Raw genomic sequence first — 23,051 nt, forward strand, 5'->3', positions numbered from 1 at the left:
CCATAACGGCCCCCGCACACACGCCACAACGACGCAATCAGCCTCATGAAAGGCGTAACAGGTCGCTGCGATAGGGGAGTTGGCGACCGGCGCGCCGAAGGGTCTACCGCTCGGCGAAGACGACCGACCATGGGCCCGGGGTGTCCGGGGATGTCAGGTCGGTGGCCTGGGCGGACGCGCCCGCCAGGACCTCGGCGGCGATGGCCGCGAAGCGTGGTGCCGCCGGGTGTGCGGAACGGGCGGGCCAGGCCGGGGTCACGGTGGCGGTCAGCGGGTGGCCCGCGAGGGGGCGCCAGGCCACGCGCGGCTGGCGGCCCGCGAACTCGGCGGGCGCGAGGGCCACGCCCTGGCCCGCCAGGACGAGACCGAGGACGAAGTCCGGGTTGCGCGCGTGCCGTACGCGCGGCGGGACGTACCCGTGGTCGCGGCACGTGTCGAGCACGTGGTCGTGCCACTCGGGCGCGGCGCCGCGCGGCGCCAGGATCAGGTCGTGGCCGGCCAGGTCGGCGAGGGCGGGCGCGTCGCGGCGGGCCAGGGGCGACAGGCGCGGGACGACGACGCCGAGGCGGTGGGAGACGGACGGGCCGCGCGCCAGCTCGGGCACGTGGAACGGCTCGTGCGGCAGGCCGACGTCGAGCCGCCCCTCGTCCAGGGCGCGCAGTTGCTCGGCGGACGTCAGCTCGTGCAGATCGATCTCCAGTCCTGGCGCCTGCTCGGCGGTGCGGCGCAGCATCTCGCGCAGCGCGGTCGCGGGGGTGTCGGGCGGGACCCCGGCGCGCAGCGTGCCCAGCGTCCCGTCCCGTACGCCCGACATCACCGCGCGCAGCCTGGCGTCGGCGGCGAGCAGGCCGCGTGCCTCGTCCACCAGCAGCCGCCCCGCCGGGGTGAGCGCGATGCTGCGCCGCGACCGGTCGAACAGCGCGACGCCCAGCTCGCGTTCCAGCCGCCGCACGGACTGGCTCAGCGGCGGCTGGGCCATGCCGAGCCGCTCGGCGGCGCGGCCGAAGTGCAGTTCCTCGGCCACCGCGAGGAAGTGGCGCAGGTGGCGGGAGAGGTCCACGCGGCGACGATAGACCAGGCGGGGGACGATGGGCGCATGGAGGACACCCTGGCCCTGGACATCCGGCTGCATGTGCGCGACATCGACCGGGAGGGCGGCGGCGCCGAGACGGGCAGCGGCGCGGACGAGCAGGTCGTCATCGCGTCGATCCTGAAGGTGCTGCTGGTGCTGGAGTTCGCGCGGCAGGTGGCGGCCGGGCAGCTCGACCCGGCGGAACGGGTCGTGGCGCGGGCGCCCGACCGGCTGGGCGGCTGGGGGCTCGCGGACTGCGCGGACGACGTGGAGCTGTCGCTGCGCGACCTCGCGTACTTCTCGCTGTCGATGAGCGACAACACGGCCGCCGACCTGCTGCTGCGCCGCGTCGGCCCCGATCTGCTGCCGGTGCTGGCGGCCGAGCTGGGCATGGCGCGGACGCGGGTGCGGGGCGGGCCGCGGGAGGTGCTGGAGTCGATGTTCGCGGACGTCGGGGTGCGGGACGCGGCGGAGTTCGCGGCGGCGTACCCGGCGCTGCCGGACGCGCGGAGGCGGGCGCTGCGCGTCTTCGACCCGGAGCGCACGACGTCGAGCACACCCCGGGACGTCACGCGGCTGATGGCGCTGCTGTGGCGTGACGAGGCCGGGCCGCCGGAGGCGTGCGCCCTCGTGCGGCGGCTGATGGCGCGGCAGATGGCGTGGACGCGGCTGCGGGCGGCGTTCCCTCCCGAGGTGGGGGTGACGGGCAAGACGGGCACGCTGCCGGGCCTGCACATGGAGGCGGGGGTGGTCGTGTACCCGGACGGGGGGCGGTACGCGGTGGCCGTCTTCGGGGCGGCGCGGGACTGGGACGCGCGCAGTCTGGACGTCGATCTGGCGCTCGGCAGGGCGGCGCGTGAGGCGGTGGAGAGGGTGCGTGACCTGCGGTGATATGCGAACGGGTATGGCGCGGGCGCGCGGTGGATCTTGGACGCGGGGCGGCCGGGGGTGCTTCCGTGTGCCGCACGTGAGTTACCTGAGAGGGGCGTGTGACATGGCGGGAGTCGGCAGGCGGGGCTTTCTGCGGACGACGGTGACGGCCGGCGGCGCGATCGCGGCGGGGGGCGGCGCGACGGGAGCGGCCGTGGCCGGGGAGCGGCAACGGCGGCGGCGGGCGGGGACGCGGACGGCGCAGGCCACGTTCAGCTGGCTGGGCAACGCGGGCTGGCGGGTGGAGGCGGGCGGGACCGTCCTGCTGGTGGACCCGTACCTGAGCCGGTACGACACCGGGCTGTTCGGCACCGGCTTCCGGCCGGCGACACAGCTGACCGTCGCCGCCGACACCGTGGACACGCACACGGCGGGCGCGAAGCACGTTCTCGTGACGCACACCCACTGGGACCACTTCAACGACGTGCCGCACATCGCGAAGACCACCGGCGCGCGGGTCTTCGGGACGACGACCGCGTACAACCTCGGGCTCGCGATGGGCGTGCCGTCCGGGCAGCTCAGCCCGGTGAAGGGCGGCGAGGTGCTGGACCTGGGGGACGTGGTGGTCGAGGTCGTGTCGTCGCTGCACAGCCGCAACCCGTCGTGGTCCCTGCTCTTCCACGGCACGCGCCTGACGCCCCCGGCGGAGCCCCTGACCATCGCGGACCTGCCGGAGGGCGACACGCTGGCGTACCAGGTGACCGTGAAGGACGGGCCCTCCGTGTTCTTCACGGGCGGCAGCGACTTCGTGGAGCGGAACGTGGCGGGACTGGCGCCGGACGTGGCGATGATCACCCTCCAGGCCAGTGACGCGACGTACGACTACGTGCCGCGCCTCCTCGAAGCGCTCGGCAGGCCCGCGACGGTCGTGCCCGTGCACTGGGACAACTTCGAGGTGGCGCTGACGAACCCGCCGCCCGTCGCGGACGAGGAGACCGGGCGGCGGCTTGAGGCGTTCAAGGCGGCCGTACGGCGGGTCGCGCCGCGCAGCAGGATCGTGCTGCCCGAGTACCTGACGCCGTACCGCTTCTGAGCGCGGCGCCCCCGGGTCAGCGCTCGGGCGCGGCGGTGCCGAGGTGGCCCGCGTGGGCGGAGTGCCGCCGGGCCAGCTCCTGATAGCGCTCGGCGGTGCCGCGCAGCGCCGCCGACTCCTCCGGGGTGAGGGCCCGGCGCACCTTGCCCGGCACCCCGGCGATCAGCGACCCGGGCGGCACCTCGGTGTCCTCCAGCACCACCGTCCCCGCCGCGACCAGCGCACCGGCGCCGATGCGGCAGCCGTTCAGCAGGACGGCGCCCATGCCGACGAGGGCGCCGTCCCCGACCGTGCAGCCGTGGACGACGGCCCGGTGCCCCACGGAGACCTCCGCGCCGAGGACGGCGGGGCGCCCCGGGTCGGCGTGGAGGACGCAGCCGTCCTGGACGTTGCTGCCCGCGCCGATCTCGATGCGTTCGAGGTCGGCGCGGACGACCGTCCCGTACCAGACGCCGGCGCGGGGCCCGAGCGTGACGTCGCCGACGAGCGTGACGCCCGGCGCGATCCAGGCGGAGGGGGCGAGGCGGGGGCTGTGGTCGCCGAAGGGAATCAGGGTCATGCGGCCCATCCCACACCACTCAGGACGGGACGACGAGCCGCGTCTCGTACGCGAGGACGGCCGCCTGGGTGCGGTCGCGCAGGTCCAGCTTGACCAGGATGCGGCTGACGTGGGTCTTCACGGTGGACTCGGCGACGACCAGGTGCGCGGCGATCTCGGCGTTGGACAGGCCCTGGGCGACGAGGGCGAGGACCTCCGTCTCGCGCTCGGTCAGGGTGCCGAGGTGTTCCCTCGCGGGCGGCTTCGGGACGGTGTCGAGGCGTGCGAACTCGGCGATCAGGCGGCGCGTCACGGTCGGCGCCAGCAGGGCCTCGCCCGCGGCGACCAGGCGGACGCCCTCGGCGAGCTGCCGGGCGGAGGCGTCCTTGAGGAGGAAGCCCGACGCGCCCGCGCGCAGCGCCTGGTAGACGTACTCGTCGAGGTCGAAGGTCGTCAGGACGAGGACGCGGGGCGCGGCCTCCCCGGCGGCGGTGATCGCACGGGTGGCGTCGATGCCGTTCATGACCGGCATGCGGATGTCCATGAGGACGACGTCCGGGCGCAGCTCGGCGGCGCGCTCGACGGCGTCGCGGCCGTCCACGGCCTCGCCCGCGACCTCGATGCCGGGCTGGGCGCCGAGGAGGACGGTGAAGCCCTCGCGGACCATCATCTGGTCGTCGGCGATGAGGACGCGGACGGTCATGCGGCCCCTTCCGTGGCGTCGGCGGGGGCGGCGGGCCCGGCCGGCAGGAAGGCCGTGGTCTCCCAGCCGCCGTCCTCCGTGGGCCCGGCGACCAGTTCGCCGCCGAGCATGGTGACGCGCTCCCGCATGCCGGTGAGGCCGTGCCCGGCACCGGGTGAAGGGGGAACGGGGACGGTGGGCGGGCCGTTGACGACGCGCAGTCCGAGCCCGCCGAGGACGTACGACAGCTCGACGCGCGCCGAGCTGCCCGGCGCGTGCCGCAGCGCGTTGCTCAGCGCCTCCTGGACGATCCGGTACGCCGACAGCTCGACGCCGGGCGCCAGCTCGCGTACGGCGCCGGTGACGGCCTTCTCCACCGGCAGGCCCGCGTCGCGCACACCGCCGAGGAGCGAGTCGAGCAGGGCCAGGGTCGGCTGCGGCGCGTCGGGGGCGTCCTCCTCGGCCGCGCGGACGACGCCGAGGATGCGGCGCAGCTCGGTGAGCGCGGCGACGGCGTTCTCCCTGATGGTGGCGAACGCGCGGGTCAGCTCGGGCGGCGGGTCGGTGACGCGGTAGGGGGCGGCCTCGGCCTGGATGGCGACGACCGACATGTGGTGGGCGACGACGTCGTGCAGCTCGCGGGCGATGGTGGTGCGCTCCTCCAGGACGGTGCGGCGGGAGCGTTCGACGGCGGTGACGGCGGTCTGGGCGGCGACCTGGCGGCGCGAGTCGTACCAGGCGCGCAGCAGGACGGCGGTCAGGAGGGCCACGAAGGAGCCGACGACCAGCGTGCCGCTGTCGGAGGCGCCGGTGTAGTTGGCCATGCCCCCGCCGATCATGGCGGCGGCGCACGCGGTGACGACCCAGATCCCGGCGGCCACACGGGCGGGGCTGGTGAGGGCGATCAGGAGCATGACGAGGACCTGCGTGACCAGCCCGGTGATGCTCCAGGGCCAGGAGCCGCTGGTGGGATGCCAGAACGCCTGGAGCCAGCTGAGCCCGAGGGAGGACCACCAGCCGAGGAGGGGCCGGACGGTCGTGAGGAGCAGGGGCAGCGGTGTCAGGAGGACGTGCGCCGGACCGTTCCAGCCGGTGTAGTCCGTCATTTCGGTCCCGTAGGCGATGCCGGACAGGAGGATCGCGACGGCGATGGCCAGGGCGTACGAGGCGGCGCGCCGGACGGGGAAACCGTCGGGGAGGGCGCGGGCGAGCGGCCGGGCGAGGCCGTCCGGCAGGGGCAGGGGCGGCAGCAGGCGCCGCGCGGTCGCGGCGCGGAACAGGTCGTCCCAGAGGCTGCCGAGGATGCGGCGGGCTATCAGCAGTTCGTTGTGCGGTCCGCGCGGGGCGGTGGCGGTGGCCTGCTCGGTCATGTCAGGGACGGTAGACGCGCGGGACGGACGGGGGCGTCCCCCTGTGCGGGGATCTCCTCCGTCCGTCCCGGGATGTACGCGGCGCCGTGGATCAGACCCGGGCGCTGCCCGCGACCCAGTCGTCCCACGACAGGTTCCAGCCGTTGAGGCCGTTGTCGGGGGCCATCTGCTCGTCGGGCGAGTTGGTCACCACGATGACGTCGCCGATGATCGACTCCTCGTAGAACCAGTACGCGTCGGTGCCCTCGTCGTCGGCGCCCTGGGTGTCGTTGAGGCCTATGCAGCCGTGGCTCGTGTTGGCGCTGCCGAAGGTGGCGTCGGAGGCCCAGTAGTTGCCGTGCACGAAGGTGCCGGACGTGGACAGGCGCATCGCGTGCGGCACGTCGGGTATGTCGTACTCGCCCTCGCCGTCGTCGTCCGTGAAGCCGACGGTCGCGCCGTTCATCCGGGTCTCCTTCTGCTTCTCGGAGATCACCATCTGCCCGTTGTACGTCGGGTTCTCGTCGCTGCCGGCCGAGATCGGGAGGGTGCGCAGCTCAGCGCCGTCGCGGAAGACCGTCATCGTCTTGGCCTCGGCGTCCACGGTGCTGACCTGCGAGCGGCCGATGTCGAAGGCGAAGTCGCGGTTCTGCACGCCGGTGACCCCGGCGTCGCCCTCGATGCCGTCGAAGCCGAGGTGCACCTCGACGTGCGTGTGGGGCAGCCAGTAGTCCTCGGGGCGGAAGTCGAGGCGCTGGTCGCCGAACCAGTGGCCGACGATCTCCTGGCCGCTGCTGGTGTTGATCTCGACGGCGGCCTCGACCTCGGCCTTGTTGGTGATCGGCTTGTCGAAGTTGAGCGAGATCGGCATGCCGACGCCGACGGTGGTGCCCTCGTCCGGCGTGAAGTAGCCGATGAAGCTGTTCTCGGGCGAGACCGTCGTGAACGCCGCCGACTCGTGGGCCGCCCGGCCCTCGCTGTCGGTGGCCTGGACGGTGAGGCTGTAGGCGGTGGCGCGTTCGAGCTGGGCGTCGGGCTGCCACGAGGCGCCGTCGGCGGCCGTCGTCCCGGCCACCTCGGTGCCGGACTCGGACTCCGTCAGCACGACCTCGTCCAGCGTGCCGTCCTCGACCTGGACCCGCACGTCGCTGTTGATGCCGACGTTCTCGGCGCCGTCGTCGGGGGTGATGGAGATCACGGCCTGGGAGGTGTCCGCCTCCTCGGCCGCCCGGTCCGCGTCGGTCTGCTGACTGGTCTCCGAGCCCCCCGTGCCCGAGTCGCCGGAGTCGTCGTCGCCGCCCCCGCCGCACGCCGTCAGTGTCAGTGCTCCGGTGAGCAGCGTCGCCGCCACCGTCAAGCCCTTGCGCCGCATGCCGTCCCTCATCACTCGCCGCTCCGTCCGCCACCGCGTCCCCGCGGGGCACACCCCCGTGGGACACAAGGGAGAAAACGCGGTCCCGCGGCGGCCGGTTCCACTGTAAGTGAAACCGTGCGGTGAACCACACGTTCGAGTGACGGCCGGTCACTCACCCGAGTGGCGGAATCACCGTGTGCCGCCCCGGCCGCCGTCCGCGTCCTGGCCGGGGCCGTCGTCACCAGGGCCCTCGCCAGGTGTATCGGTGTCGTCATCCAGTTCGTCCAGTTCGTCCCATGCATCGTCCGGGTCGTACTCGGCCTGCTCGCTGCTCCAGGACGCCTGCGCGAGCAGCACGCCCGGCACCTCGCCCACCAGGTCGATCGGGTCGATGAGGTACGCCACGGCCTCCGCCTCGTCGCGCGAGACGGCCTGCGCCGCCTGGTCGCGCTCCTCCTGGGGCATCAGCTCGTCCCCCTCGATGCGCGCCCAGGCGGCCCTGATCAGCTCGTCAGGCTCCGTGATCTCCAGCACCATCTCCACGCGAACGCGGACGTGACGCGTCTGGTCGGTCATGTCTTCACTCATGCCCCGGAGAGTAAGGTCCAAGGCGCCGCCTCTTCCCCGCGACCCGCGGCGCCCGTAACATCGCTGCCCATCGCCGCCACTACGCGGCGAGGACCGTACGACCCCCGGGAGCGCTTGTGGACGCCAACCCCACCGCACGCGTCAACCGCCGCGCCATCGCCTGTGGTCTCGTCGCAGCCGCCGTCCTCGGTCTCGGCTGGTTCCTGCCCTCCGCGCACCCCGAGTCCGACGCGGACGCGGACGCGGGCGGGACCTCGCTGACCGTCGGGGAGGTCCAGCCGCTCGACGAGGGCTGACGCACGACCCGCGCGGGACCCCGCGCGCCGCACCACCACGACCGGCCCGCCCCGGCCGCCGCTCAGGCCAGCGGGCCGGTCACCCCCTCCGCCGCCGCCACCAGACCGCCGCCGCGCACGAACGCCTCCGCCGCCGCCAGGTCGGGCGCGAGGAAACGGTCCTCCCCCGCCCCGCCGACCCCGGCCGCGCGCGCCGCCGCGACCACCGCACGCGCGGCGGGCCCCGGCAGCAGCCCTTGAACGGCGAGCGGCGCCCGCAGCTCCAGGGCGCGCGCCGCCGCGAACAGCTCGACCGCCACCACGCGCGTCAGCCCGTCCACCGCCGCCCGCAGCTTGCGCGCCGCCGACCAGCCGAGCGACACGTGGTCCTCCTGCATCGCGGACGACGGGATCGAGTCGGCCGACGCGGGCACCGCGAGCCGTTTCAGCTCGGCGACCAGCGCGGCCTGCGTGTACTGCGCGATCATCAGCCCCGAGTCCACGCCCGGGTCGTCCGCGAGGAACGGCGGCAGACCGTGCGACCTGTTCCGGTCGAGCAGCCGGTCCGTACGGCGCTCGGTGATCGACGCCAGGTCGGCCGCCGCGATGGCCAGGAAGTCCAGCACGTAGCCCACCGGCGCGCCGTGGAAGTTGCCGTTCGACTCGACGCGCCCGTCGATCACCACCGGGTTGTCCACGGCCGCCGCCAGCTCCCTTTCGGCGACCGTCAGCGCGTGCGCCAGTGTGTCGCGCCCCGCGCCCGCGACCTGCGGCGCGCAGCGCACGGAGTACGCGTCCTGCACGCGCGGCGCGGCGTCCTGGTGGTGGCCGGTGAGCCCCGAGCCGTGGAGGACGCGCAGCATGTTCGCGGCGCTCGCGGCCTGGCCCGGGTGGGGGCGCAGGGCGTGCAGCTCGGGAGCGAGGACGCGTTCCGTGCCCAGCAGGGCCTCCAGCGTCAGGGCGGCGGTGATGTCGGCGGAGGTGAAGATCCTGGCGAGGTCGGCGCAGGCGAGCAGCAGCATGCCGAGCATGCCGTCGGTGCCGTTCAGGAGGGCCAGGCCCTCCTTCTCGCGCAGCTCGACGGGCTCGACGCCGTGCGCGGCGAGCAGGTCGGCGGCCGGCCGGACCCGCCCGTCGGGGTCCTCCGCCTCGCCCTCGCCGAGCAGCGTCATGGCGCAGTGGGCGAGCGGCGCGAGGTCGCCCGAGCAGCCGAGCGAGCCGTACTCGTGGACGACGGGGGTGATGCCCGCGTTGAGCACGTCGGCCATCGTCCGCGCCACCACGGGCCGTACGCCGGTGTGCCCGGACGCGATCGTCTTCAGCCGCAGGAACATCAGCGCCCGCACCACCTCGCGCTCCACGCGCGGGCCGCTCCCGGCGGCGTGGGAACGCACCAAGTTCCGCTGGAGGCGGGTACGCAGCTCCGGGCCGATGTGCCGGACGGCCAGCGCGCCGAAGCCGGTGGACACGCCGTACACCGGCTCGGGCCTGGCGGCCAGCGCGTCCACGGCGCGGCGCGCCTCCTCCATCGCCGCGACGGCGTCGTCCGCCAGCGCGACCCGCGCCCCGTCCCGCGCGACGGCGACGACATCGGCGGGCGTCACGCCCCGGACGGACAGGGTCACGGTGCTGCTCTGCATAGCCATGGGCAGCAACCTAACGGGGGCCGCCAGGGGCCGCGGCGTCGCGTGCCGGCGAAGGAACGTCCGGACGTGGGGACCGCTCCGACCGCGCGGTGAGCCGCGCACGGGCCACGCATGGGGCCACGAACCACGCACCGTCCACGACCGCCCTGGGGCAGGGGAGCCCCGCGGTGGGGGCGGCGGACCCGCGTCTCTTCCGCGCCGCGCCTGGCCCGCGTGCTGAGAAGTGTGCACTTTCGCGCGGTCCCATGTCCGGCGGGTGTTGCCGTTTTCGGGCGGCAGGAGAAACGCCCACTTCAGAGTGGCGTGCCCGACGAGGGACCGTGCCGGGACCGACTTCGCCGGTCATTCGCACGCACTCAACTTCCCCTGGGGCACTACCCTTTCCCGCTACGGCGGGACACGGTGAAAGAAAGACGTCCCATGAGGCTGATGACCAGGCTCGCCACGGTGGCGGGCACGGCGACGCTGATGGCGGGTGTCATGACGGGGACCCCTGCGAACGCGGCGGCCGGCGAGGTGTGCCTCAGCGTGAGCGCCGGCGACTTCGAGCACACCGCGGGCGGCGCGTGCTTCAAGCCGAACGGCGACGTGTTCCGCGTCTTCGACACCTGGGCCGACGGCATGCGCGTCGTCGCGGTCTGGGGGACCGACTACGGGCGCTCGGGGCAGTGCACCAACACCAACAGCGCCAACGGACCCCAGAAGGTGTGCGACTACGACATGCGGGAAGGCAGGACCATCGAGTTCCAGGTCTGCACCCGTGACGGCGCGACCGGCCCCTGGCACCGCTGCTCGGGGTGGAAGGAGACGACCATCTGAACCCGCCGCGCCTTGCTCCGCCGGGGGCCGGCCTCCCGGCGGACGGGCGGGGCGAGCGCCGCGACCCGGGTGAGCGCACGGCCCCCTGCCCCGTGGCCGGAGGGGCCGCGCGTCCTCGGGGAACCGGGGACCGCCCGCGGACGGTCCGACGCGTGGCACCACGCCGGCCGGGTGTCCCTCGCCTGAGCCGGATACCCGCGCGGCGCGCGCCGGGAACATTCCCCGGCACCCGCGGCGTTCTCCCCCGGGGCCACGGGCCCCGTTCCCCGGAGAGGAGACCCCGCGTGCTGATCGGCGAGCTGTCGCGGCGTACCGGCGTGCACGAGCGGCTGCTGCGCTACTACGAGCAGCAGGGCCTGCTGCACCCCCGGCGCACGCCGAGCGGCTACCGGGACTACCGCGAGTCCGACGTACGCGCCGTCCGCCGCATCCGCGAACTCCTCGCCGCCGGACTGAACACCGCCACCATCGCGACAGCCCTGCCCTGCCTGCACGACGAGGGCGAGCGCATGGTGCCCGTCTGCCCCGAGATGGTGAAGCGGCTGCGGCACGAGCGCGAGCGCATCAGCCGCGCCATCGCCGAACTCGACGCCTCCCGCAGCGCGCTCGACGGCGTCATCTCCGCCGCGTCCGACCCGGGCCCCGGCCTGGCCTGGGACATCGGGGAGCCGCGGCTCGGGTGAACGGGCAGGTCAGCGCGCGGGCGGACCGCGTGCCTCCGTCTGCCCTTTCCGGCGACCGGCGACCGGCGCCCGATGGCCGGGCAGCCGGCCATCCCTCACCGCCCCACTCCCGGCGAGACCATGAGACCTCTCGCCAAAGCCTGTCCCGAACGCTGCGGCGGCGACACGGCTCCCGCGTGGTCGCGGACCGGGAGACCGACGACAACCGCTCCGGCGCATGCCACAACACCTCCGGTGCCGACCCGTACCGCTGGGTGACCCGCAGCGACAGGTTCCACACCTGCCCGCGGGACGGCGCCGCCCAGGCCGTGTCGTTCGGGGACCCACGCGGCGGGCGTCCCCCTCAGTGCGGCCCGCGCCCCCGGATCGTCCGCCGCTCCGCCCCCTCGGCCACCGCCGCCTCCGCGAGCGCCACCGCCGCGTCCCCCGCGCCCCCGCGGCCCGCCACCACGGGCAGCAGTGCACGCGACGCCTTCGCCTCGTACTGCGCCGCGTCCGCCAGCCGGAAGAGCCCCCGCGCCGACCGCACCGGCCCGATCGCCTCCCCCGTGGACGCCACCCCGCAGGCCACGCCCTCCCCCAGCTCCAGTTCGGCCGCCCGGTGGCAGATCTCCTCCGCCGCCCGTTCCACCACGCCCGCCCCCGCGCCCACCGCCAGCAGGCAGAACTCGTCCCCGCCGAGCCGCGCCGCCAGCGCACCCGGCACCCCCGCCGCGCACCGCGACAGCACCGAGCCGAACCGTTCCAGCAGCCGGTCCCCCGTCGCGTGCCCGTACGTGTCGTTGACCCCCTTCAGCCCATTCACGTCGCACACCACCAGCGTGACGACGGCCCCTGTGGCGCGGTGGCGTTCCAGCGCCTCCTCCAGGCGTATGTCCACCGCCCTGCGGTTCGCCAGCCCCGTCAGCGGATCGGTGTACGCGAGGCGCCGCGCCTCCGCCAGCCGCTCGTACTGCACCAGCCCGGCCCCTATGGCCGACGCCAGTACGGACGCGAAGTCCGCGTCCGCGCGCCCCAGCGGCTCCGCCCCGGTGCCACGCGCCACGTACAGCTCCCCCCAGGCCCGCCCGTTCAGCACCAGCGGCGCCACCACGCACGACCCGCGCCCCCGCGCGCGCAGCCCCCGCACCCGGCGGCTCGCACGCGGCCCGTCCGCCGTCTCCACCCACGCCCGGGGCTCGCCGCCACCACGGGCCAGGCCGTCACCCAGGTCCCATCGACCACTCAAGCCCCAGCGATCACTCAGGAACTCGGTGATCTCCGGATAGTCGTGCACGGGGTACGACTCGTCCCGCGGGAAGCGCTCCTCCCCCTCGGCCAGCTCCCCCGCGTTCACCAGAACACGCAGCCGGCCCCGCTCGCGCTCCCACACCGACACGGCGGCGAACGAGGCGCGCAGCGCCAGCCGCGCGCCCTCCGCCGCCGCGAGCGCGACATCGGGCAGCGCCTGCGCCGCGGCCATCCGCTGTGCGAGGTCCACGACCGCGCGCACCCGGCTCTCGTCACCCATAAGCCCAGGCTATGGGCGTTCCGCGTGGTTTGGTGCTTTCAACTACTCCTTGCCCGCACTTACCGGCCGTCCCCGGAAGGTCACGGAACGGGCCCGCGCGCCCCTAGGGTCTGTCCGGCGGATCTTGTCGCGGCTCACGGCTCCCCCAGCCTGGCGGCTGGGGGTGCCCCCAGATGCCGGCGCATCGCAAGGCGCCGGATCGCAGCTCATACCTGGCCGTATTCGCGCGATTCGGCAACGCAGCGAGGTTCCCCCAGGCCCAAGGGGCCTGGGAGGTACCCCCATGCCGGGCGTCGTGAGACAGGCAAGATCCGCCGGACAGACCCTAGGGCCACTCCGGGGTCCGCTTCTCGTTGAACGCCGCCACGCCCTCCGCCCGGTCGGGCGAGAACGCGACGGTCCGCCAGGCCGCGTCCTCCACTTCGAGGCCCGCCGCGAGCCCGAGCCCCTGGCCGAGCCGCAGGGCGCGCTTGGCGGCGCGCAGGCCCACCGGGGAGTGCGCCGCGATGCGCGCGGCGAGGTCGAGCGCCTCCGCGCGCGCCGCGCCCTCCCCGTCCCCGGCGAGGACGTCCACCATGCCGAGCCGCAGGGCCTCCGCCGCCTCGACGCGGCGCGCCGTGAAGATCAGCTCGGCGGCGCGCGCGGCACCGACACGGCGCGGCAGCAGCTGCGTGCCCCCGCCGCCGGGGATCACGCCCACGGACACCTCCGGCAGGCCCACGACGGCGGTGGGGTCGGCGACGATCAGGTCACAGGACAGCGCCAGCTCGTACCCGCCGCCGAGCGCGAAGCCGCGCACGGCCGCGACGGCCGGCTGCGGCAGGTCGAGGACGGCGGTGAACGCGGCGCGCAGCACCGTCCGGTGCCGTCCGAACGCGGCGTCGTCGAGCCCGTTGCGCTCCTTCAGGTCGGCGCCGACGCAGAACGCGCGGGGGTGCGCCGACGTCAGCACGACCGCCCGTACGCCCGGGTCGGCCGCGAGGTCGGCGCAGGCGGCGGTGAGGTGGCGGGCCAGGGCGGTGGACAGGGCGTTCATCGCGGCGGTGCGCTCCAGGGCCAGTTCGGCGACCCACCCCCGCCCGTGGCGGCGGACCGCCACCCACTCGCCGTACCGCCGCTCGTCCGCCGTGCCGTCCGCCGTGCCGTCCGCCGTGTCAGCCATGGGCGCATTCTGGCACCGGGGGCGCGTCCGGCGGCAGGGCGCGGCGGCGAGTCAGGCGGTGTCGTCCCGGCGGGTGAGCAGCCACGGTTCGACGATGCCGAGGCCGCGCACGGGCCGCTGGTAGAGGGGCTGGAGCGCGAAGCGGTAGCCGGGCGGGCGGGCGTCGCCCGGGTCGGCGGCGTCGGCGGCCTTCTCGGAGCGCGGCGCGAGGCCGGCCGACGTCAGCTCGTCCCGCATCGCGCCGTCCACCAGGACCATGTCCTTGGGCGCTATCGAGGTGAGGCGGCTGGCGAGGTTCACCGTGTTGCCGAAGACGTCGCCCATGCGCGTGGTGACGGTGCCGAAGGCGATGCCGACGCGCAGCTCGGGCATCATCGGGTCCTCGCGCAGCGTCTCCACCAGGCGCAGCCCGATGTCGGCGGCCGTGCCCGCGTCGTCGGCGGCGAAAAGCACCTCGTCGCCGAGCGTCTTGATCAGCCGCCCGCCCTGCGCGGCGACCTGGTCGGCGGCCGTCGTCTCGAACGCCTCGACCAGCTCGCCCAGCTCCTCCTCCTCCAGGCGCCGCGTGAGCCGCGTGAAGCCCACCAGGTCGGCGAAGCCGACGGCGAGGCGGCGGTCCACCATCTCCGCGTCGTCCTGGGCCTGCACCACGCGCCCGGTGGCCGCGGCGAGCTGCCGCCGCCACACGTACACCAGGAACTCCTGGAGCTCCGGCAGCAGCAGCTCGACCAGCGGCAGCGCCACCTCGGTCCTGGTCATGCCCGGCTCGGGCGGCTCGGTCAGCCCTTCGAGGAACGAGTCGATCTGCCAGTCCGCGAGCCGCGCCGTGGTCTGCCCCGTGGAACGCGCCACCTGGATCGCCATCGGTTCGCTGAGCAGCCCGGCCTCGACGAGGCCCGCGAGCCGCCGCAGCGCCAGCACGTCGGCCTCGGTGAGCACGCGTGCCTGCCCTATGTCCGGGAACCCCATGGCGCGCCAGAAGCGTGCGGCCAGTTCCATGGAGACGCCGGCAGCGCGGGCGGCCTGGAAGGGCGTGTACTGGCGCTCGGCGCCTATGATCAGCGCCTCGATGCGCAGCGCGATGGTGTCGTCCGACTCGTCGTCCGGGTCGGGGTCGAGGGACACGGGGGGTACGCGTCCCGGCGGGGTGTCCGATGCCTGGAACGCGGGGCCCTGGAACGCGGGTCCTGCGGCACCGGCCACGGCGCTCCCGTTGGCGCCGGGCACGCGGGGCGTGGTGTCGGGAGCGCCAGGAGCGCCGGAAGTGTCGGGTGTGCCGGAGTGGTCACGGTCGGCGACGGGTCCGGTGCCGGACCCGTCGGCCGGTTCGCCGGGCGGAGCCGCGTCAGCCTCGGCCACGGTCACCGCCCGCCTCCCGGGAGGCGTTCCCTTCGCTGCGCGCTGCTCCACCGGTCGGTCCGCAGCAGCGCCCGTCGCGCGTTCTCACGCGCCCAACCCTACGGCAGCTGTGCCGTGAGTCACGTCGCCCGGAGGTGCACGATGTCGGCCGCCGCGATCTCGTGGCGCGTTCCCTCCGCGGTGGCGATGACCAGCCGTCCGTCGCCGTCGACGGCCACGGCCTCGCCGCTCAGCTCGCCGCCGCCCGGCAGCTCGGCGCGTACGCGGCGGCCGAGCGTGGCGCACCCGGCGGCGTAGGCGGACTGGAGCGACCCGGCGGCCGGGTCGCCGCCCGCGGCGGCCCACTGGCCGTACCACTGGGCCAGCGACCGGAGCACGGCGCGCAGCAGGGGATCGCGGTCGACGGTGGGCGCGCCCGCGAGCGCCAGTGACCCGGCGGTGGGCACGGGCAGCTCGTCCGCGCGGAGCGAGACGTTGAGGCCGATGCCGAGGACGACGCCGCCGTCCGCGCGTTCGGCGAGGATGCCGCCGAGCTTGCGGTCCTCGCCGCCGACGCGCACCAGCAGGTCGTTCGGCCACTTCAGGGCGGTGTCCACCCCGGCGGCGCGGGCGAGCGCGGTGGCGGTGGCGACGCCGGCGAGCAGCGGCAGCCATGTCAGGCGTTCGACGGGGACGCCGTCCGCCTCCGGGTCGAGCAGCACGGAGAGGAAGAGCCCGGAGCGCGGGGGCGCGTCCCAGGAGCGCCCGAGCCTGCCGCGTCCGCCGGTCTGCGCCTCGGCGACGAGGACGGTGCCGGGCGCGGCGGCGCCGGTGCGGGCGGCCTCGGCGAGGTCGGCGTTGGTGGAGCCGGTGGTGTCGGTGATGTCGAGGCGCGTCCACAGGCCGCCGGGACGGACGAGCGCGGCGCGCAGCGCGGTCGCGCTGAGCGGGGGGCGGTCGAGGTCGGACCAGCGGCTCGGCGGAGGGCTCATGCGGCCACCCTACGGGTGTGACGCACGGGGCACGTCCGGCGCCGGGCGGGCGACGTTACCCTACGGAGCGGTAGCCGCCCGAGGACGAGTAGGAGCGACCGGTGTCCGACGCTGACGACATCCACACCACCGCGGGGAAGATCGCCGATTTCCGCCGCCGCGCCGAGGAGGCGACGCACGCGGGGTCGGCGCGGGCGGTCGAGAAGCAGCACGCGAAGGGGAAGCTGACGGCGCGGGAGCGGATCGACCTGCTGCTGGACGAGGGGTCGTTCACGGAGCTGGACGAGTTCGCGCGGCACCGGGCGACCGCGTTCGGGATCGGCGCGAACCGGCCGTACGGGGACGGCGTGGTGACCGGGTACGGGACGGTGGACGGGCGGCAGGTCTGCGTCTACTCGCAGGACTTCACGGTCTTCGGCGGCTCGCTGGGCGAGGTGTACGGCGAGAAGATCGTCAAGGTCATGGACTTCGCGCTGACGGCGGGCTGCCCGGTGATCGGGATCAACGACGGCGGCGGGGCGCGCATCCAGGAGGGCGTGGTCGCGCTCGGGCTGTTCGCGGAGATCTTCCGGCGGAACGTGCACGCGTCCGGTGTCGTGCCGCAGATCTCGCTGATCCTGGGGCCGTGCGCGGGCGGCGCGGTGTACTCACCGGCGATCACGGACTTTACGGTGATGGTCGATCAGACGTCGCACATGTTCATCACAGGACCCGATGTGATCAAGACGGTGACGGGTGAGGACGTCGGCTTCGAGGAGCTGGGCGGCGCGCGGACGCACAACACCGTCTCGGGCGTCGCGCACCACATGGCGGGCGACGAGAAGGACGCCGTCGAGTACGTGAAGGCGCTGCTGTCGTACCTGCCGTCCAACAACCTGTCGGAGGCGCCGGTCTGGACGCCAGGACCGGAGGCGGCCGATCTGACGGCGACCCCGGCGGACGAGGAGCTCGACACGCTGGTGCCGGACTCGGCCAACCAGCCGTACGACATGCACGAGGCGATCGAACGGGTCCTGGACGACGGGGAGTTCCTGGAGACGCAGGCGCTGTTCGCGCCGAACATGCTCACCGGCTTCGGCCGTGTCGAGGGCGCCTCGGTCGGCGTGGTGGCGAACCAGCCGACGCAGCTCGCGGGCTGCCTGGACATCGACGCGTCGGAGAAGGCGGCGCGCTTCGTGCGGACCTGCGACGCGTTCAACATCCCGGTGCTGACCTTCGTGGACGTCCCCGGCTTCCTGCCGGGCACCGGGCAGGAGTACGGCGGCATCATCCGGCGCGGCGCGAAGCTGATCTACGCGTACGCGGAGGCGACGGTGCCGCTGATCACCGTGATCACGCGGAAGGCGTTCGGCGGCGCGTACGACGTCATGGGGTCCAAGCACCTCGGCGCGGACCTCAACCTCGCCTGGCCGACGGCGCAGATCGCCGTCATGGGGGCGCAGGGCGCGGTCAACATCCTGCACCGGCGCACGCTGGCGGCGCTGGATTCGGACGAGGAGCGCGAAGCCGAACGCGTACGCCTCACCCAGGAGTACGAGGACACGCTGCTGAACCCGTACGCCGCCGCCGAGCGCGGGTACGTGGACGCGGTGATCATGCCGTCCCACACGCGCCGCCACATCGTGCGCGGCCTGCGGGCGCTGCGCACGAAGCGGCGGCAGCTGCCCCCGAAGAAGCACGGCAACATCCCGCTCTGACCCGGCGCGCGCCGTCCCGGTCAGTCCACGGAGACGGAGAGCTTCCCGAGGCTGCTCTGCCGGAACGCGGCGAGGGCGGCCGGGGCCTCGCCGAGCGTGTACGTCGCGGTGATCGGGACGGTCAGCCGGTCCGCCGCGACATCGGCCGCGAGGCGGTCGAGCGTCGCGGTGTCCGGGTCGGCCATGACGCCGGTGACGGTGAGGCGGTCGCCCACGCCGTCGTGCGGCGCCCAGTGGAGCACGGTCGCCAGCCGCCCGCCGTCGGCCAGCAGGGGCGCGAGCGCGTCGGCGTCGCCGGCGAGGTGGATCGCGGCGGCCAGGCCGTGCGGCGCGAGGGCGCGCACCTGGCCGGTGAGGTCGTGCGTGTGGTCCACGACATGGACGCGCGGGCCGAGCAGGTCGGCGAGGAAGCCGGACTGCACGCCGGGGCGCGCGGTCGCGATCAGACGCGCCCCGCGCGCGGCGACGTACTGGGCGGCGATCGCCCCCACGCCGCCGGTGGCCCCGGCCACGAGGACCGGCTCGCCCGGCCGCGGGTCGATCGCGTCCACGCAGGCGAGCGCCGTCGTGCCCGCGAGCCCGAGGGCGCCCGCGTCGGCCAGGGACACCCCGGCCGGGATGCGGGCCACGCCGAACGCCTCGGGGACCGTCACGTACTCCGCGAGCCCGCCCTCGCCGACGGGCGGGCGGACCGTCACGCCGAACACCGCCTCGCCGACGCCGTACCCGGTCACCCGCGCGCCGATGGCCTGGACCGTCCCGGCGAAGTCCTTGCCGAGGACGAGCGGGTACGCGCCCCGGTCGCCGAACGCGCCGTCCGCCGCCTTGAGGTCGATGCCGTTCACCGACGACGCGGCGACCTTCACCAGCAGCTCGTCGGGGCCCGGCTCCGGGTCGGGGACCTCGGCGACCTCCGGCTCGGACGGCGCCTTGCTCCTCAGTACGACCGCGCGCATCGCATGTCCTCTCCACCACGTCGGCACGTCCCGCGAAGCCTAGGATGGCCGGGCACCCCGACCGGGTGACCGACGCGACCGACACGGGAGTGGCTGATGATCACAGTGGTGCGCGGCAATCCTTCGGCGGAGGAGCTGGCGGCGGCGCTGGCCGTCGTGCAGGCCCGGCTCGCGGCGGGCGCGGCGGCGGGTGACACGCCGGGCGTACGCCCCCTGCGCGCGTGGGCGGACCCGGCGCGCGCCCTGACCCGCGGGCTCCCCGCGCCGGGCCCGCACGCCTGGCGCACGAGCCTGTGGCCCGCCTGACGCCCGCCCGCCTCAGCCGGTGACGACCTCCCGGCCCACCGCGTCTCCGTCCGCTCAGGAGGCGGTGGGGAAGTCGGCGAGCGGCAGCCTGACATCGGCGGTCCCGATGCCCGCCCGCGCCAGCCGCTCGACGGCCCACGCCACCGCGTCCTCAGCGCGGACCGCACGCACCACGCACGGGAACCGCACCCCGCCCGGGTCCTCCTCCCACCCGATCTCACCCCCGGCAAGGGCGTCGGAGCGGTCGAACCGGTCGGACTCCACCTCACCCGGCCGCCCCTCGGGATACAGGACGAACGCCCATTCACGCACAGGCGGCGTGTCTCCGGACGAACTCATCGATCTTCTTCCCCTCCGTCCCCGGACTGGTGGGGGTGCCCCACACCTTGGTCGTGGCCTTGCAAGGGCAGCAGATCACAAACCCCCAGCGGTGGCCGTTCTGATCCTTCTTGACCTTCAACCCGGCCGCCTCGGCGCGCTTCAGCGCGGATTCGATGTCAGCCTTCGGGTGCCTGTCACCCTTCATGGAATGTTCACTGCCATGCCCGGAGCAACGGTGGAGACGCCCAAGGGGCACGGACCAAGAGAAGTTGCCACCTGTGACGTTGACCACGGCAATAGGCGCGCAGGCCCCGGCTGTTGTGGGCCGGGGGGCATGCGTCTGTTGGTGGGTCAGCGGTGGGTGAGGGTGGTGAGGAGTGCGGTGAACCGGTCGCGGGGGATCAGGAGGTGCGGTTGGTCGGGGGCCTTGGAGTCGCGTACGGCCACGGCACCGCCGAGCACGGCGATCTCGACACAGTTGCCGCCGGAGCCGTCACTGTAGGAGGACTTCCTCCAGGCGAGCTTTTCGGTGTCGCGCGTCGTCGGGCGGGTGGTCGGCATCCGGTTTCCTATGCGCTGGTGGTGGGCGGCTGCCCGGTTCCGGACACGGAGTTGATGAAGCTGGCGAACGCTCCGGCCGCCAGGACCAGGACAGGGCTGTCGTCTGCTCCGGTCTTGGAGTCCCGGATGGCGGTGCGGGAATCCAGGTGCGCGATCTCGACGCACTCGTTGTCCGCGTTGCTGAAGCTGGACTTGAACCACTCCGCCGTGCTGAGGTCGGCTGAGGTTGTGGCGGGGTGTGTCATCGGAGGTACTCCTGTCGGACTGACATCAACAGTTCGGCTGTCTCGGCCGTGCCGGCGGCCTGGGCGCGCAGCCGGTCGAACATGATCTTGTAGGCCGTCACATCGTCTGGATCATCGAGGTACACCCCTCGCTGCGGCAACTCCAGGTAGACCACCGCCATGGTATTGCGTTGTCGGCGGCGGTGACTGTGCCCCAGGGTTCACCAGGGAAGTGAGCCGCCGTCGAACCACAGGCCGCCGGTCGGTCCGTCGTCCGGAAGCGTCGCCAACTCGATGGCGGCGACGGCGGCTTGCTCGGGTGTTCGGTCTGTCTCGCCGTACGCCATGCGGGTCGCGGTCCGACCGGGGGAAACAGCGTTCACCAGAATTCCGTCACTGGCGACTTCGGCGGCAAGGACGCGCGTCAGCGCGTTGACCCCCGCTTTGGAGACGCGATATGACACGTTTCCTCCCTGCATTGTGGAAACGGACCCCAGGTGGCTGGTGAGGTTCACGATCCGTCCGTACCGGTGTTTCCGCATCTCCGGAATTGCGGCACTGCAACATCGCCACAGTCCAAGGAGATTGGCGTTCAAGGTCGCCTGGACCTTTTCGAAATCCGCCGAGGAGGCGAGTTGCCCGCGATCGATGGCGACGGCAGCGGCGTTGATCAGGATGTCGAGTCGCCCGTGTTCGTTCGCCGTGTCGGCCACCGCGCGGACGACGCTGGCGGGGTCGGTGACGTCGAGCTGGTGTGCGGATGCCGCCAGCCCCTCGGAGAGTAGTGTGTCGACCGGCAGAACGGCGGCGGCCTCGCTCCGGGTGCCGAGCACGACGTGGTGGCCCGCCCGCGCCAAGCCCTGCGCGATGGCCAGGCCGATTCCCCGATTGCCTCCCGTAACGAAGGCGACGCGTGCGGCCTTCACGCGGCTGCCAGGGCGGCAAGGCGGGTGTCCAGTTCGAGCATGCGCGTATCGTGCCGAGGAAGCGCCATGCGAGCGCGTACGGCTCGCGCCCGTTTTACGTTGCGCTGGGACGGGGCCAGTTGTACGAGCGGTACGGCTTCCGCGAGGAGAGCCGCAGCCCGATCGTAGTCGCCGAGACGTGCTTGCACGGACGCGCGGCGGGTGACGTACGTGGCTCGATCACGGGTCTTTGTGGCGGGCAGCCTGATGAGTGCCATGTCCAAATACTTCTCAGCCCTGCCCAGATGTGATCTGTCGCCCCTTTGAGAGCCGAGGTCCAGGTAACAGGTGCCGATCTGTGCACACATCTCCGCATCGTCGAAGTAGGCGATCCAGGCCGGATCGAGTTCCGTCGAAGAGCGGGAGATGACCGTTTCAGCCTCGGACAGGAGCCGTTCGCATGCCGGGGCATTGCCCAGCGCGGCGTGAGCGCGTGCCTCGCGCAGGGCGAGCATGGCCTTCGTGCGCGGAGTCGACTGCGCGTTCGCGCCTTCGTAGGCGCAGTGGGCCAGGAGCAGAGCCTGCTGGGGATCCTCGAAGTCGTAACACTGAAGGCTCATGGACTTGAGGATGTTGGATCCGAGAGCTTGTTCTTGAGCCGTATGCGCCGCGTGCAGCGCCGCCGTCCAATAGCGTTGGGCCGCTGAGTGCAGCCCCGCATCAAATGACGCCCATCCGGCCATGCGTCCGAGTTCGGCGGCCAGCGCCATCAGCCTACGGCCCGTTTCTGAAGAATACGAGGCGTTGGTGAGGACCTCGGTGACGACGCCGAGTTCCGCGTCGATCAGTCGGCGCGCCTGGCGCCCGCCCCGTTCGGCTTCGAGCAATCGCAAACGGGGCAGTCCTGCTTCGAGTTGATCGGCGAAAGCGTTGCTGACCCTGCCTCCGGACAGCGCAGCGGTCAGGACAGCTGGCTCAGCACGCAGCCACTCGTGCGCGACGGTCACCAATGCGGCGCCCGTGAGCTTCATGAATCCGCGGCGATCACGCACACCGAACTCCATTAGATCGTTCAATATGTCGAAGCTGCCACTCTGGTTCCACGCATAATCCGTCCGAATCGGATCACCAGCGGGAAGCCAGTTGGGCCATGGCAATTCCCGCAGTTGCGCCTCCGGGATATTCAGCTCTGCGGCAATGGCCACCTGCGTGGGCCAGTCGGGAACGACATCTCGGTTCTCCCACATCCACGCCTTGTTACGGCGCGCCGCACCTCCCACGCGCGCCGCGACTAAGTTCACCAGGTCCTGAAGCGACCACCCCTTCGTCTCACGCACGAAAGCGAGGGGATGCGTATGTACGTTCGGCCTCGGCTGGTTGGGCATGAGCTTCCTCCCGGTCAACACGACTGTATCCGTACAACTCCGCGCTCGATCGAGATGTGCAACGGGCTGGAGCAAGAGGAGACACGGAAGAGACAGTTCGACTCTGGCAGGTAGACCCGACTTTGCGCTTAGCTCAGAGCTGCCACTCAATGACCCACGGTGAACGTCGGTCGATGGATCGGCATCCCGTCTTCCGCCGCGCGGTCCCGCGGAGGGCTGCCGCATCCCGGGGCCGCATTGAGGCAGGTCGCACGCGCATCGTGCCCTGCTTGGCGCAACTGTTCGCGCGGACTTAGGCGATGGCGATGGTGCTCATCAACACCACGGAACTTGTTACTGCTGTGCTCACCAGAGCTCCCATACACCAGGAGATCAAGAGCAACGGAGCGAGCCACCTGTCGGTGGTGAAGCCATGCTGAGTGGGGGTGAGCGGGCGGGGTGTTTGTTGCGGCTGTTGTCGGAGCCGTATGCGGTGGAGAGTGTGCCGGTGATGCGGTGGCAGGTGCGGGGTGTGCTGACTGGCTGGGGCATGGAGGCCGGGACGGTTGCCGATGCCGCTGTTGTCTTCTCGGAGTTGGCGACGAATGCGGTGCGTCATGCGCGGCCGGTGCGTGGTGGGCGGTTGGTCGCGCAGGTCTCGTACGGCGGGCGTGATGCGCTGTTGCGGGTCCTGGTGGTGGACGGTGCGCCGGATGTTATGCCGCCGGAATGCTGCCGGGCCGCGT

Annotated in this window: 26 protein-coding genes and 1 pseudogene; 8 read left to right on the forward strand and 19 right to left on the reverse strand. The window is 73.3% G+C overall.

The annotated features are described in order from the left end of the window. Nucleotides 1-103: 103 nt before the first annotated feature. Nucleotides 104-1,060: a LysR substrate-binding domain-containing protein gene (locus ACL02R_RS28450; protein WP_412799840.1), complete on the reverse strand. Its 957-nt coding sequence runs from the start codon at nucleotides 1,058-1,060 to the stop codon at nucleotides 104-106. 36 nt (nucleotides 1,061-1,096) lie between these two features. On the opposite strand from ACL02R_RS28450, the gene ACL02R_RS28455 reads away from it, so the two are divergent. Together ACL02R_RS28455 and ACL02R_RS28460 are read left to right on the forward strand one after the other, a co-directional pair. Beyond that, the gene (locus ACL02R_RS28455) at nucleotides 1,097-1,963 is read left to right on the forward strand and encodes a serine hydrolase (protein WP_412799841.1); all 867 of its coding nucleotides are present in this window, start codon (nucleotides 1,097-1,099) and stop codon (nucleotides 1,961-1,963) included. A 103-nt stretch (nucleotides 1,964-2,066) separates the two neighbouring features. Next, entirely contained in the window at nucleotides 2,067-3,035 is a 969-nt protein-coding gene (locus tag ACL02R_RS28460; RefSeq protein WP_412799842.1) for an MBL fold metallo-hydrolase, read from the forward strand. A gap of 16 nt (nucleotides 3,036-3,051) precedes the next feature. Here ACL02R_RS28460 and ACL02R_RS28465 read toward each other — a convergent pair whose 3' ends face one another. From ACL02R_RS28465 to ACL02R_RS28485, 5 genes are all read right to left on the reverse strand, one after another. Next, nucleotides 3,052-3,594 (reverse strand): gamma carbonic anhydrase family protein, encoded by a 543-nt coding sequence (locus tag ACL02R_RS28465; RefSeq protein ID WP_412799843.1) that lies wholly within the window; start codon nucleotides 3,592-3,594, stop codon nucleotides 3,052-3,054. A gap of 19 nt (nucleotides 3,595-3,613) precedes the next feature. Continuing rightward, complete coding sequence (locus ACL02R_RS28470) at nucleotides 3,614-4,276, reverse strand: response regulator (protein WP_412799844.1); 663 nt, start codon at nucleotides 4,274-4,276, stop codon at nucleotides 3,614-3,616. After that, the gene (locus ACL02R_RS28475) at nucleotides 4,273-5,625 is read right to left on the reverse strand and encodes a sensor histidine kinase (RefSeq protein WP_412799845.1); all 1,353 of its coding nucleotides are present in this window, start codon (nucleotides 5,623-5,625) and stop codon (nucleotides 4,273-4,275) included. The genes ACL02R_RS28470 and ACL02R_RS28475 overlap by 4 nt, the downstream gene beginning before the upstream one ends. Before the next feature lie 91 nt (nucleotides 5,626-5,716). Then, on the reverse strand, nucleotides 5,717-6,976 hold the full coding sequence (locus tag ACL02R_RS28480; RefSeq protein WP_412799846.1) for a L,D-transpeptidase: 1,260 nt from the start codon (nucleotides 6,974-6,976) through the stop codon (nucleotides 5,717-5,719). Nucleotides 6,977-7,147: 171 nt separating this feature from the next. After that, a complete protein-coding gene (locus tag ACL02R_RS28485) occupies nucleotides 7,148-7,546 on the reverse strand; it encodes a hypothetical protein (protein WP_412799847.1) in 399 nt (132 codons plus the stop codon). A gap of 116 nt (nucleotides 7,547-7,662) precedes the next feature. Here ACL02R_RS28485 and ACL02R_RS28490 point away from each other — a divergent pair, with 116 nt between their 5' ends. Then, entirely contained in the window at nucleotides 7,663-7,842 is a 180-nt protein-coding gene (locus ACL02R_RS28490) for a hypothetical protein (RefSeq protein WP_412799848.1), read from the forward strand. A gap of 62 nt (nucleotides 7,843-7,904) precedes the next feature. Here the strand turns inward: ACL02R_RS28490 and hutH are convergent, their stop codons facing one another. Next, nucleotides 7,905-9,494, reverse strand: a complete 1,590-nt coding sequence (gene hutH / locus ACL02R_RS28495) for a histidine ammonia-lyase (RefSeq protein WP_412799864.1) — start codon at nucleotides 9,492-9,494, stop codon at nucleotides 7,905-7,907. Nucleotides 9,495-9,887: 393 nt separating this feature from the next. On the opposite strand from hutH, the gene ACL02R_RS28500 reads away from it, so the two are divergent. Further along, on the forward strand, nucleotides 9,888-10,286 hold the full coding sequence (locus ACL02R_RS28500) for a hypothetical protein (RefSeq protein WP_412799849.1): 399 nt from the start codon (nucleotides 9,888-9,890) through the stop codon (nucleotides 10,284-10,286). A 284-nt stretch (nucleotides 10,287-10,570) separates the two neighbouring features. Next, a complete protein-coding gene (locus ACL02R_RS28505; protein WP_412799850.1) occupies nucleotides 10,571-10,969 on the forward strand; it encodes a MerR family transcriptional regulator in 399 nt (132 codons plus the stop codon). Nucleotides 10,970-11,312: 343 nt separating this feature from the next. Here ACL02R_RS28505 and ACL02R_RS28510 read toward each other — a convergent pair whose 3' ends face one another. The 4 genes from ACL02R_RS28510 to ACL02R_RS28525 form a co-directional block, all read right to left on the reverse strand. Continuing rightward, nucleotides 11,313-12,479 carry a diguanylate cyclase domain-containing protein gene (locus ACL02R_RS28510; protein ID WP_412799851.1) on the reverse strand — a complete coding sequence of 389 codons (1,167 nt, stop codon included), beginning with the start codon at nucleotides 12,477-12,479 and terminating at the stop codon, nucleotides 11,313-11,315. 325 nt (nucleotides 12,480-12,804) lie between these two features. Beyond that, the gene (locus ACL02R_RS28515) at nucleotides 12,805-13,641 is read right to left on the reverse strand and encodes an enoyl-CoA hydratase/isomerase family protein (RefSeq protein WP_412799852.1); all 837 of its coding nucleotides are present in this window, start codon (nucleotides 13,639-13,641) and stop codon (nucleotides 12,805-12,807) included. A gap of 51 nt (nucleotides 13,642-13,692) precedes the next feature. After that, nucleotides 13,693-15,006, reverse strand: a complete 1,314-nt coding sequence (locus tag ACL02R_RS28520; protein ID WP_412799853.1) for an adenylate/guanylate cyclase domain-containing protein — start codon at nucleotides 15,004-15,006, stop codon at nucleotides 13,693-13,695. A 113-nt stretch (nucleotides 15,007-15,119) separates the two neighbouring features. After that, nucleotides 15,120-15,971 (reverse strand): biotin--[acetyl-CoA-carboxylase] ligase, encoded by an 852-nt coding sequence (locus ACL02R_RS28525; protein ID WP_412799854.1) that lies wholly within the window; start codon nucleotides 15,969-15,971, stop codon nucleotides 15,120-15,122. A 101-nt stretch (nucleotides 15,972-16,072) separates the two neighbouring features. Here ACL02R_RS28525 and ACL02R_RS28530 point away from each other — a divergent pair, with 101 nt between their 5' ends. Next, nucleotides 16,073-17,668, forward strand: coding sequence for an acyl-CoA carboxylase subunit beta (locus tag ACL02R_RS28530; protein ID WP_412799855.1), 1,596 nt, complete (start codon nucleotides 16,073-16,075; stop codon nucleotides 17,666-17,668). A gap of 20 nt (nucleotides 17,669-17,688) precedes the next feature. Here ACL02R_RS28530 and ACL02R_RS28535 read toward each other — a convergent pair whose 3' ends face one another. Continuing rightward, nucleotides 17,689-18,624, reverse strand: a complete 936-nt coding sequence (locus ACL02R_RS28535) for a quinone oxidoreductase family protein (RefSeq protein ID WP_412799856.1) — start codon at nucleotides 18,622-18,624, stop codon at nucleotides 17,689-17,691. A gap of 96 nt (nucleotides 18,625-18,720) precedes the next feature. Between ACL02R_RS28535 and ACL02R_RS28540 the strand changes: the two genes are divergently transcribed. Further along, on the forward strand, nucleotides 18,721-18,930 hold the full coding sequence (locus ACL02R_RS28540; protein ID WP_412799857.1) for an acyl-CoA carboxylase epsilon subunit: 210 nt from the start codon (nucleotides 18,721-18,723) through the stop codon (nucleotides 18,928-18,930). Between the two features lie 54 nt (nucleotides 18,931-18,984). Here the strand turns inward: ACL02R_RS28540 and ACL02R_RS28545 are convergent, their stop codons facing one another. The 7 genes from ACL02R_RS28545 to ACL02R_RS28575 form a co-directional block, all read right to left on the reverse strand. Then, nucleotides 18,985-19,269, reverse strand: coding sequence for a hypothetical protein (locus ACL02R_RS28545; RefSeq protein ID WP_412799865.1), 285 nt, complete (start codon nucleotides 19,267-19,269; stop codon nucleotides 18,985-18,987). Continuing rightward, a complete protein-coding gene (locus ACL02R_RS28550; RefSeq protein ID WP_412799858.1) occupies nucleotides 19,235-19,456 on the reverse strand; it encodes a hypothetical protein in 222 nt (73 codons plus the stop codon). Before ACL02R_RS28550 ends, ACL02R_RS28545 begins: the two co-directional genes overlap by 35 nt. A 146-nt stretch (nucleotides 19,457-19,602) precedes the next feature. Continuing rightward, the gene (locus tag ACL02R_RS28555) at nucleotides 19,603-19,812 is read right to left on the reverse strand and encodes a DUF397 domain-containing protein (RefSeq protein ID WP_412799859.1); all 210 of its coding nucleotides are present in this window, start codon (nucleotides 19,810-19,812) and stop codon (nucleotides 19,603-19,605) included. An 8-nt stretch (nucleotides 19,813-19,820) separates the two neighbouring features. Further along, nucleotides 19,821-20,057, reverse strand: a complete 237-nt coding sequence (locus tag ACL02R_RS28560; protein ID WP_412799860.1) for a DUF397 domain-containing protein — start codon at nucleotides 20,055-20,057, stop codon at nucleotides 19,821-19,823. Next, nucleotides 20,054-20,218: a Scr1 family TA system antitoxin-like transcriptional regulator gene (locus tag ACL02R_RS28565; RefSeq protein ID WP_412799861.1), complete on the reverse strand. Its 165-nt coding sequence runs from the start codon at nucleotides 20,216-20,218 to the stop codon at nucleotides 20,054-20,056. Before ACL02R_RS28565 ends, ACL02R_RS28560 begins: the two co-directional genes overlap by 4 nt. A 39-nt stretch (nucleotides 20,219-20,257) precedes the next feature. Further along, a complete protein-coding gene (locus ACL02R_RS28570; RefSeq protein ID WP_412799862.1) occupies nucleotides 20,258-20,962 on the reverse strand; it encodes an SDR family NAD(P)-dependent oxidoreductase in 705 nt (234 codons plus the stop codon). Continuing rightward, nucleotides 20,959-22,278, reverse strand: a complete 1,320-nt coding sequence (locus ACL02R_RS28575) for a hypothetical protein (RefSeq protein WP_412799863.1) — start codon at nucleotides 22,276-22,278, stop codon at nucleotides 20,959-20,961. The genes ACL02R_RS28570 and ACL02R_RS28575 overlap by 4 nt, the downstream gene beginning before the upstream one ends. A 559-nt stretch (nucleotides 22,279-22,837) precedes the next feature. Here ACL02R_RS28575 and ACL02R_RS28580 point away from each other — a divergent pair. Then, nucleotides 22,838-23,051, forward strand: a pseudogene (locus ACL02R_RS28580) (hypothetical protein); the annotation flags it as partial.

It is taken from the genome of Streptomyces sp. MS19, assembly GCF_047200595.1.
In the GTDB taxonomy this organism is placed as follows: Bacteria; Actinomycetota; Actinomycetes; order Streptomycetales; family Streptomycetaceae; genus Streptomyces.

Coding starts and splice junctions, on each gene's coding strand:
- ACL02R_RS28455 (WP_412799841.1), top strand. CDS start 1,097: ATGGAGGACACCCTGGCCCTGGACATCCGGCTGCATGTGCGCGACATC.
- ACL02R_RS28460 (WP_412799842.1), top strand. CDS start 2,067: ATGGCGGGAGTCGGCAGGCGGGGCTTTCTGCGGACGACGGTGACGGCC.
- ACL02R_RS28465 (WP_412799843.1), bottom strand. CDS start 3,594: ATGACCCTGATTCCCTTCGGCGACCACAGCCCCCGCCTCGCCCCCTCC.
- ACL02R_RS28470 (WP_412799844.1), bottom strand. CDS start 4,276: ATGACCGTCCGCGTCCTCATCGCCGACGACCAGATGATGGTCCGCGAG.
- ACL02R_RS28475 (WP_412799845.1), bottom strand. CDS start 5,625: ATGACCGAGCAGGCCACCGCCACCGCCCCGCGCGGACCGCACAACGAA.
- ACL02R_RS28480 (WP_412799846.1), bottom strand. CDS start 6,976: ATGCGGCGCAAGGGCTTGACGGTGGCGGCGACGCTGCTCACCGGAGCA.
- ACL02R_RS28485 (WP_412799847.1), bottom strand. CDS start 7,546: ATGAGTGAAGACATGACCGACCAGACGCGTCACGTCCGCGTTCGCGTG.
- ACL02R_RS28500 (WP_412799849.1), top strand. CDS start 9,888: ATGAGGCTGATGACCAGGCTCGCCACGGTGGCGGGCACGGCGACGCTG.
- ACL02R_RS28510 (WP_412799851.1), bottom strand. CDS start 12,479: ATGGGTGACGAGAGCCGGGTGCGCGCGGTCGTGGACCTCGCACAGCGG.
- ACL02R_RS28515 (WP_412799852.1), bottom strand. CDS start 13,641: ATGGCTGACACGGCGGACGGCACGGCGGACGGCACGGCGGACGAGCGG.
- ACL02R_RS28525 (WP_412799854.1), bottom strand. CDS start 15,971: ATGAGCCCTCCGCCGAGCCGCTGGTCCGACCTCGACCGCCCCCCGCTC.
- ACL02R_RS28535 (WP_412799856.1), bottom strand. CDS start 18,624: ATGCGCGCGGTCGTACTGAGGAGCAAGGCGCCGTCCGAGCCGGAGGTC.
- ACL02R_RS28540 (WP_412799857.1), top strand. CDS start 18,721: ATGATCACAGTGGTGCGCGGCAATCCTTCGGCGGAGGAGCTGGCGGCG.
- ACL02R_RS28545 (WP_412799865.1), bottom strand. CDS start 19,269: ATGAGTTCGTCCGGAGACACGCCGCCTGTGCGTGAATGGGCGTTCGTC.
- ACL02R_RS28550 (WP_412799858.1), bottom strand. CDS start 19,456: ATGAAGGGTGACAGGCACCCGAAGGCTGACATCGAATCCGCGCTGAAG.
- ACL02R_RS28555 (WP_412799859.1), bottom strand. CDS start 19,812: ATGCCGACCACCCGCCCGACGACGCGCGACACCGAAAAGCTCGCCTGG.
- ACL02R_RS28560 (WP_412799860.1), bottom strand. CDS start 20,057: ATGACACACCCCGCCACAACCTCAGCCGACCTCAGCACGGCGGAGTGG.
- ACL02R_RS28565 (WP_412799861.1), bottom strand. CDS start 20,218: ATGGCGGTGGTCTACCTGGAGTTGCCGCAGCGAGGGGTGTACCTCGAT.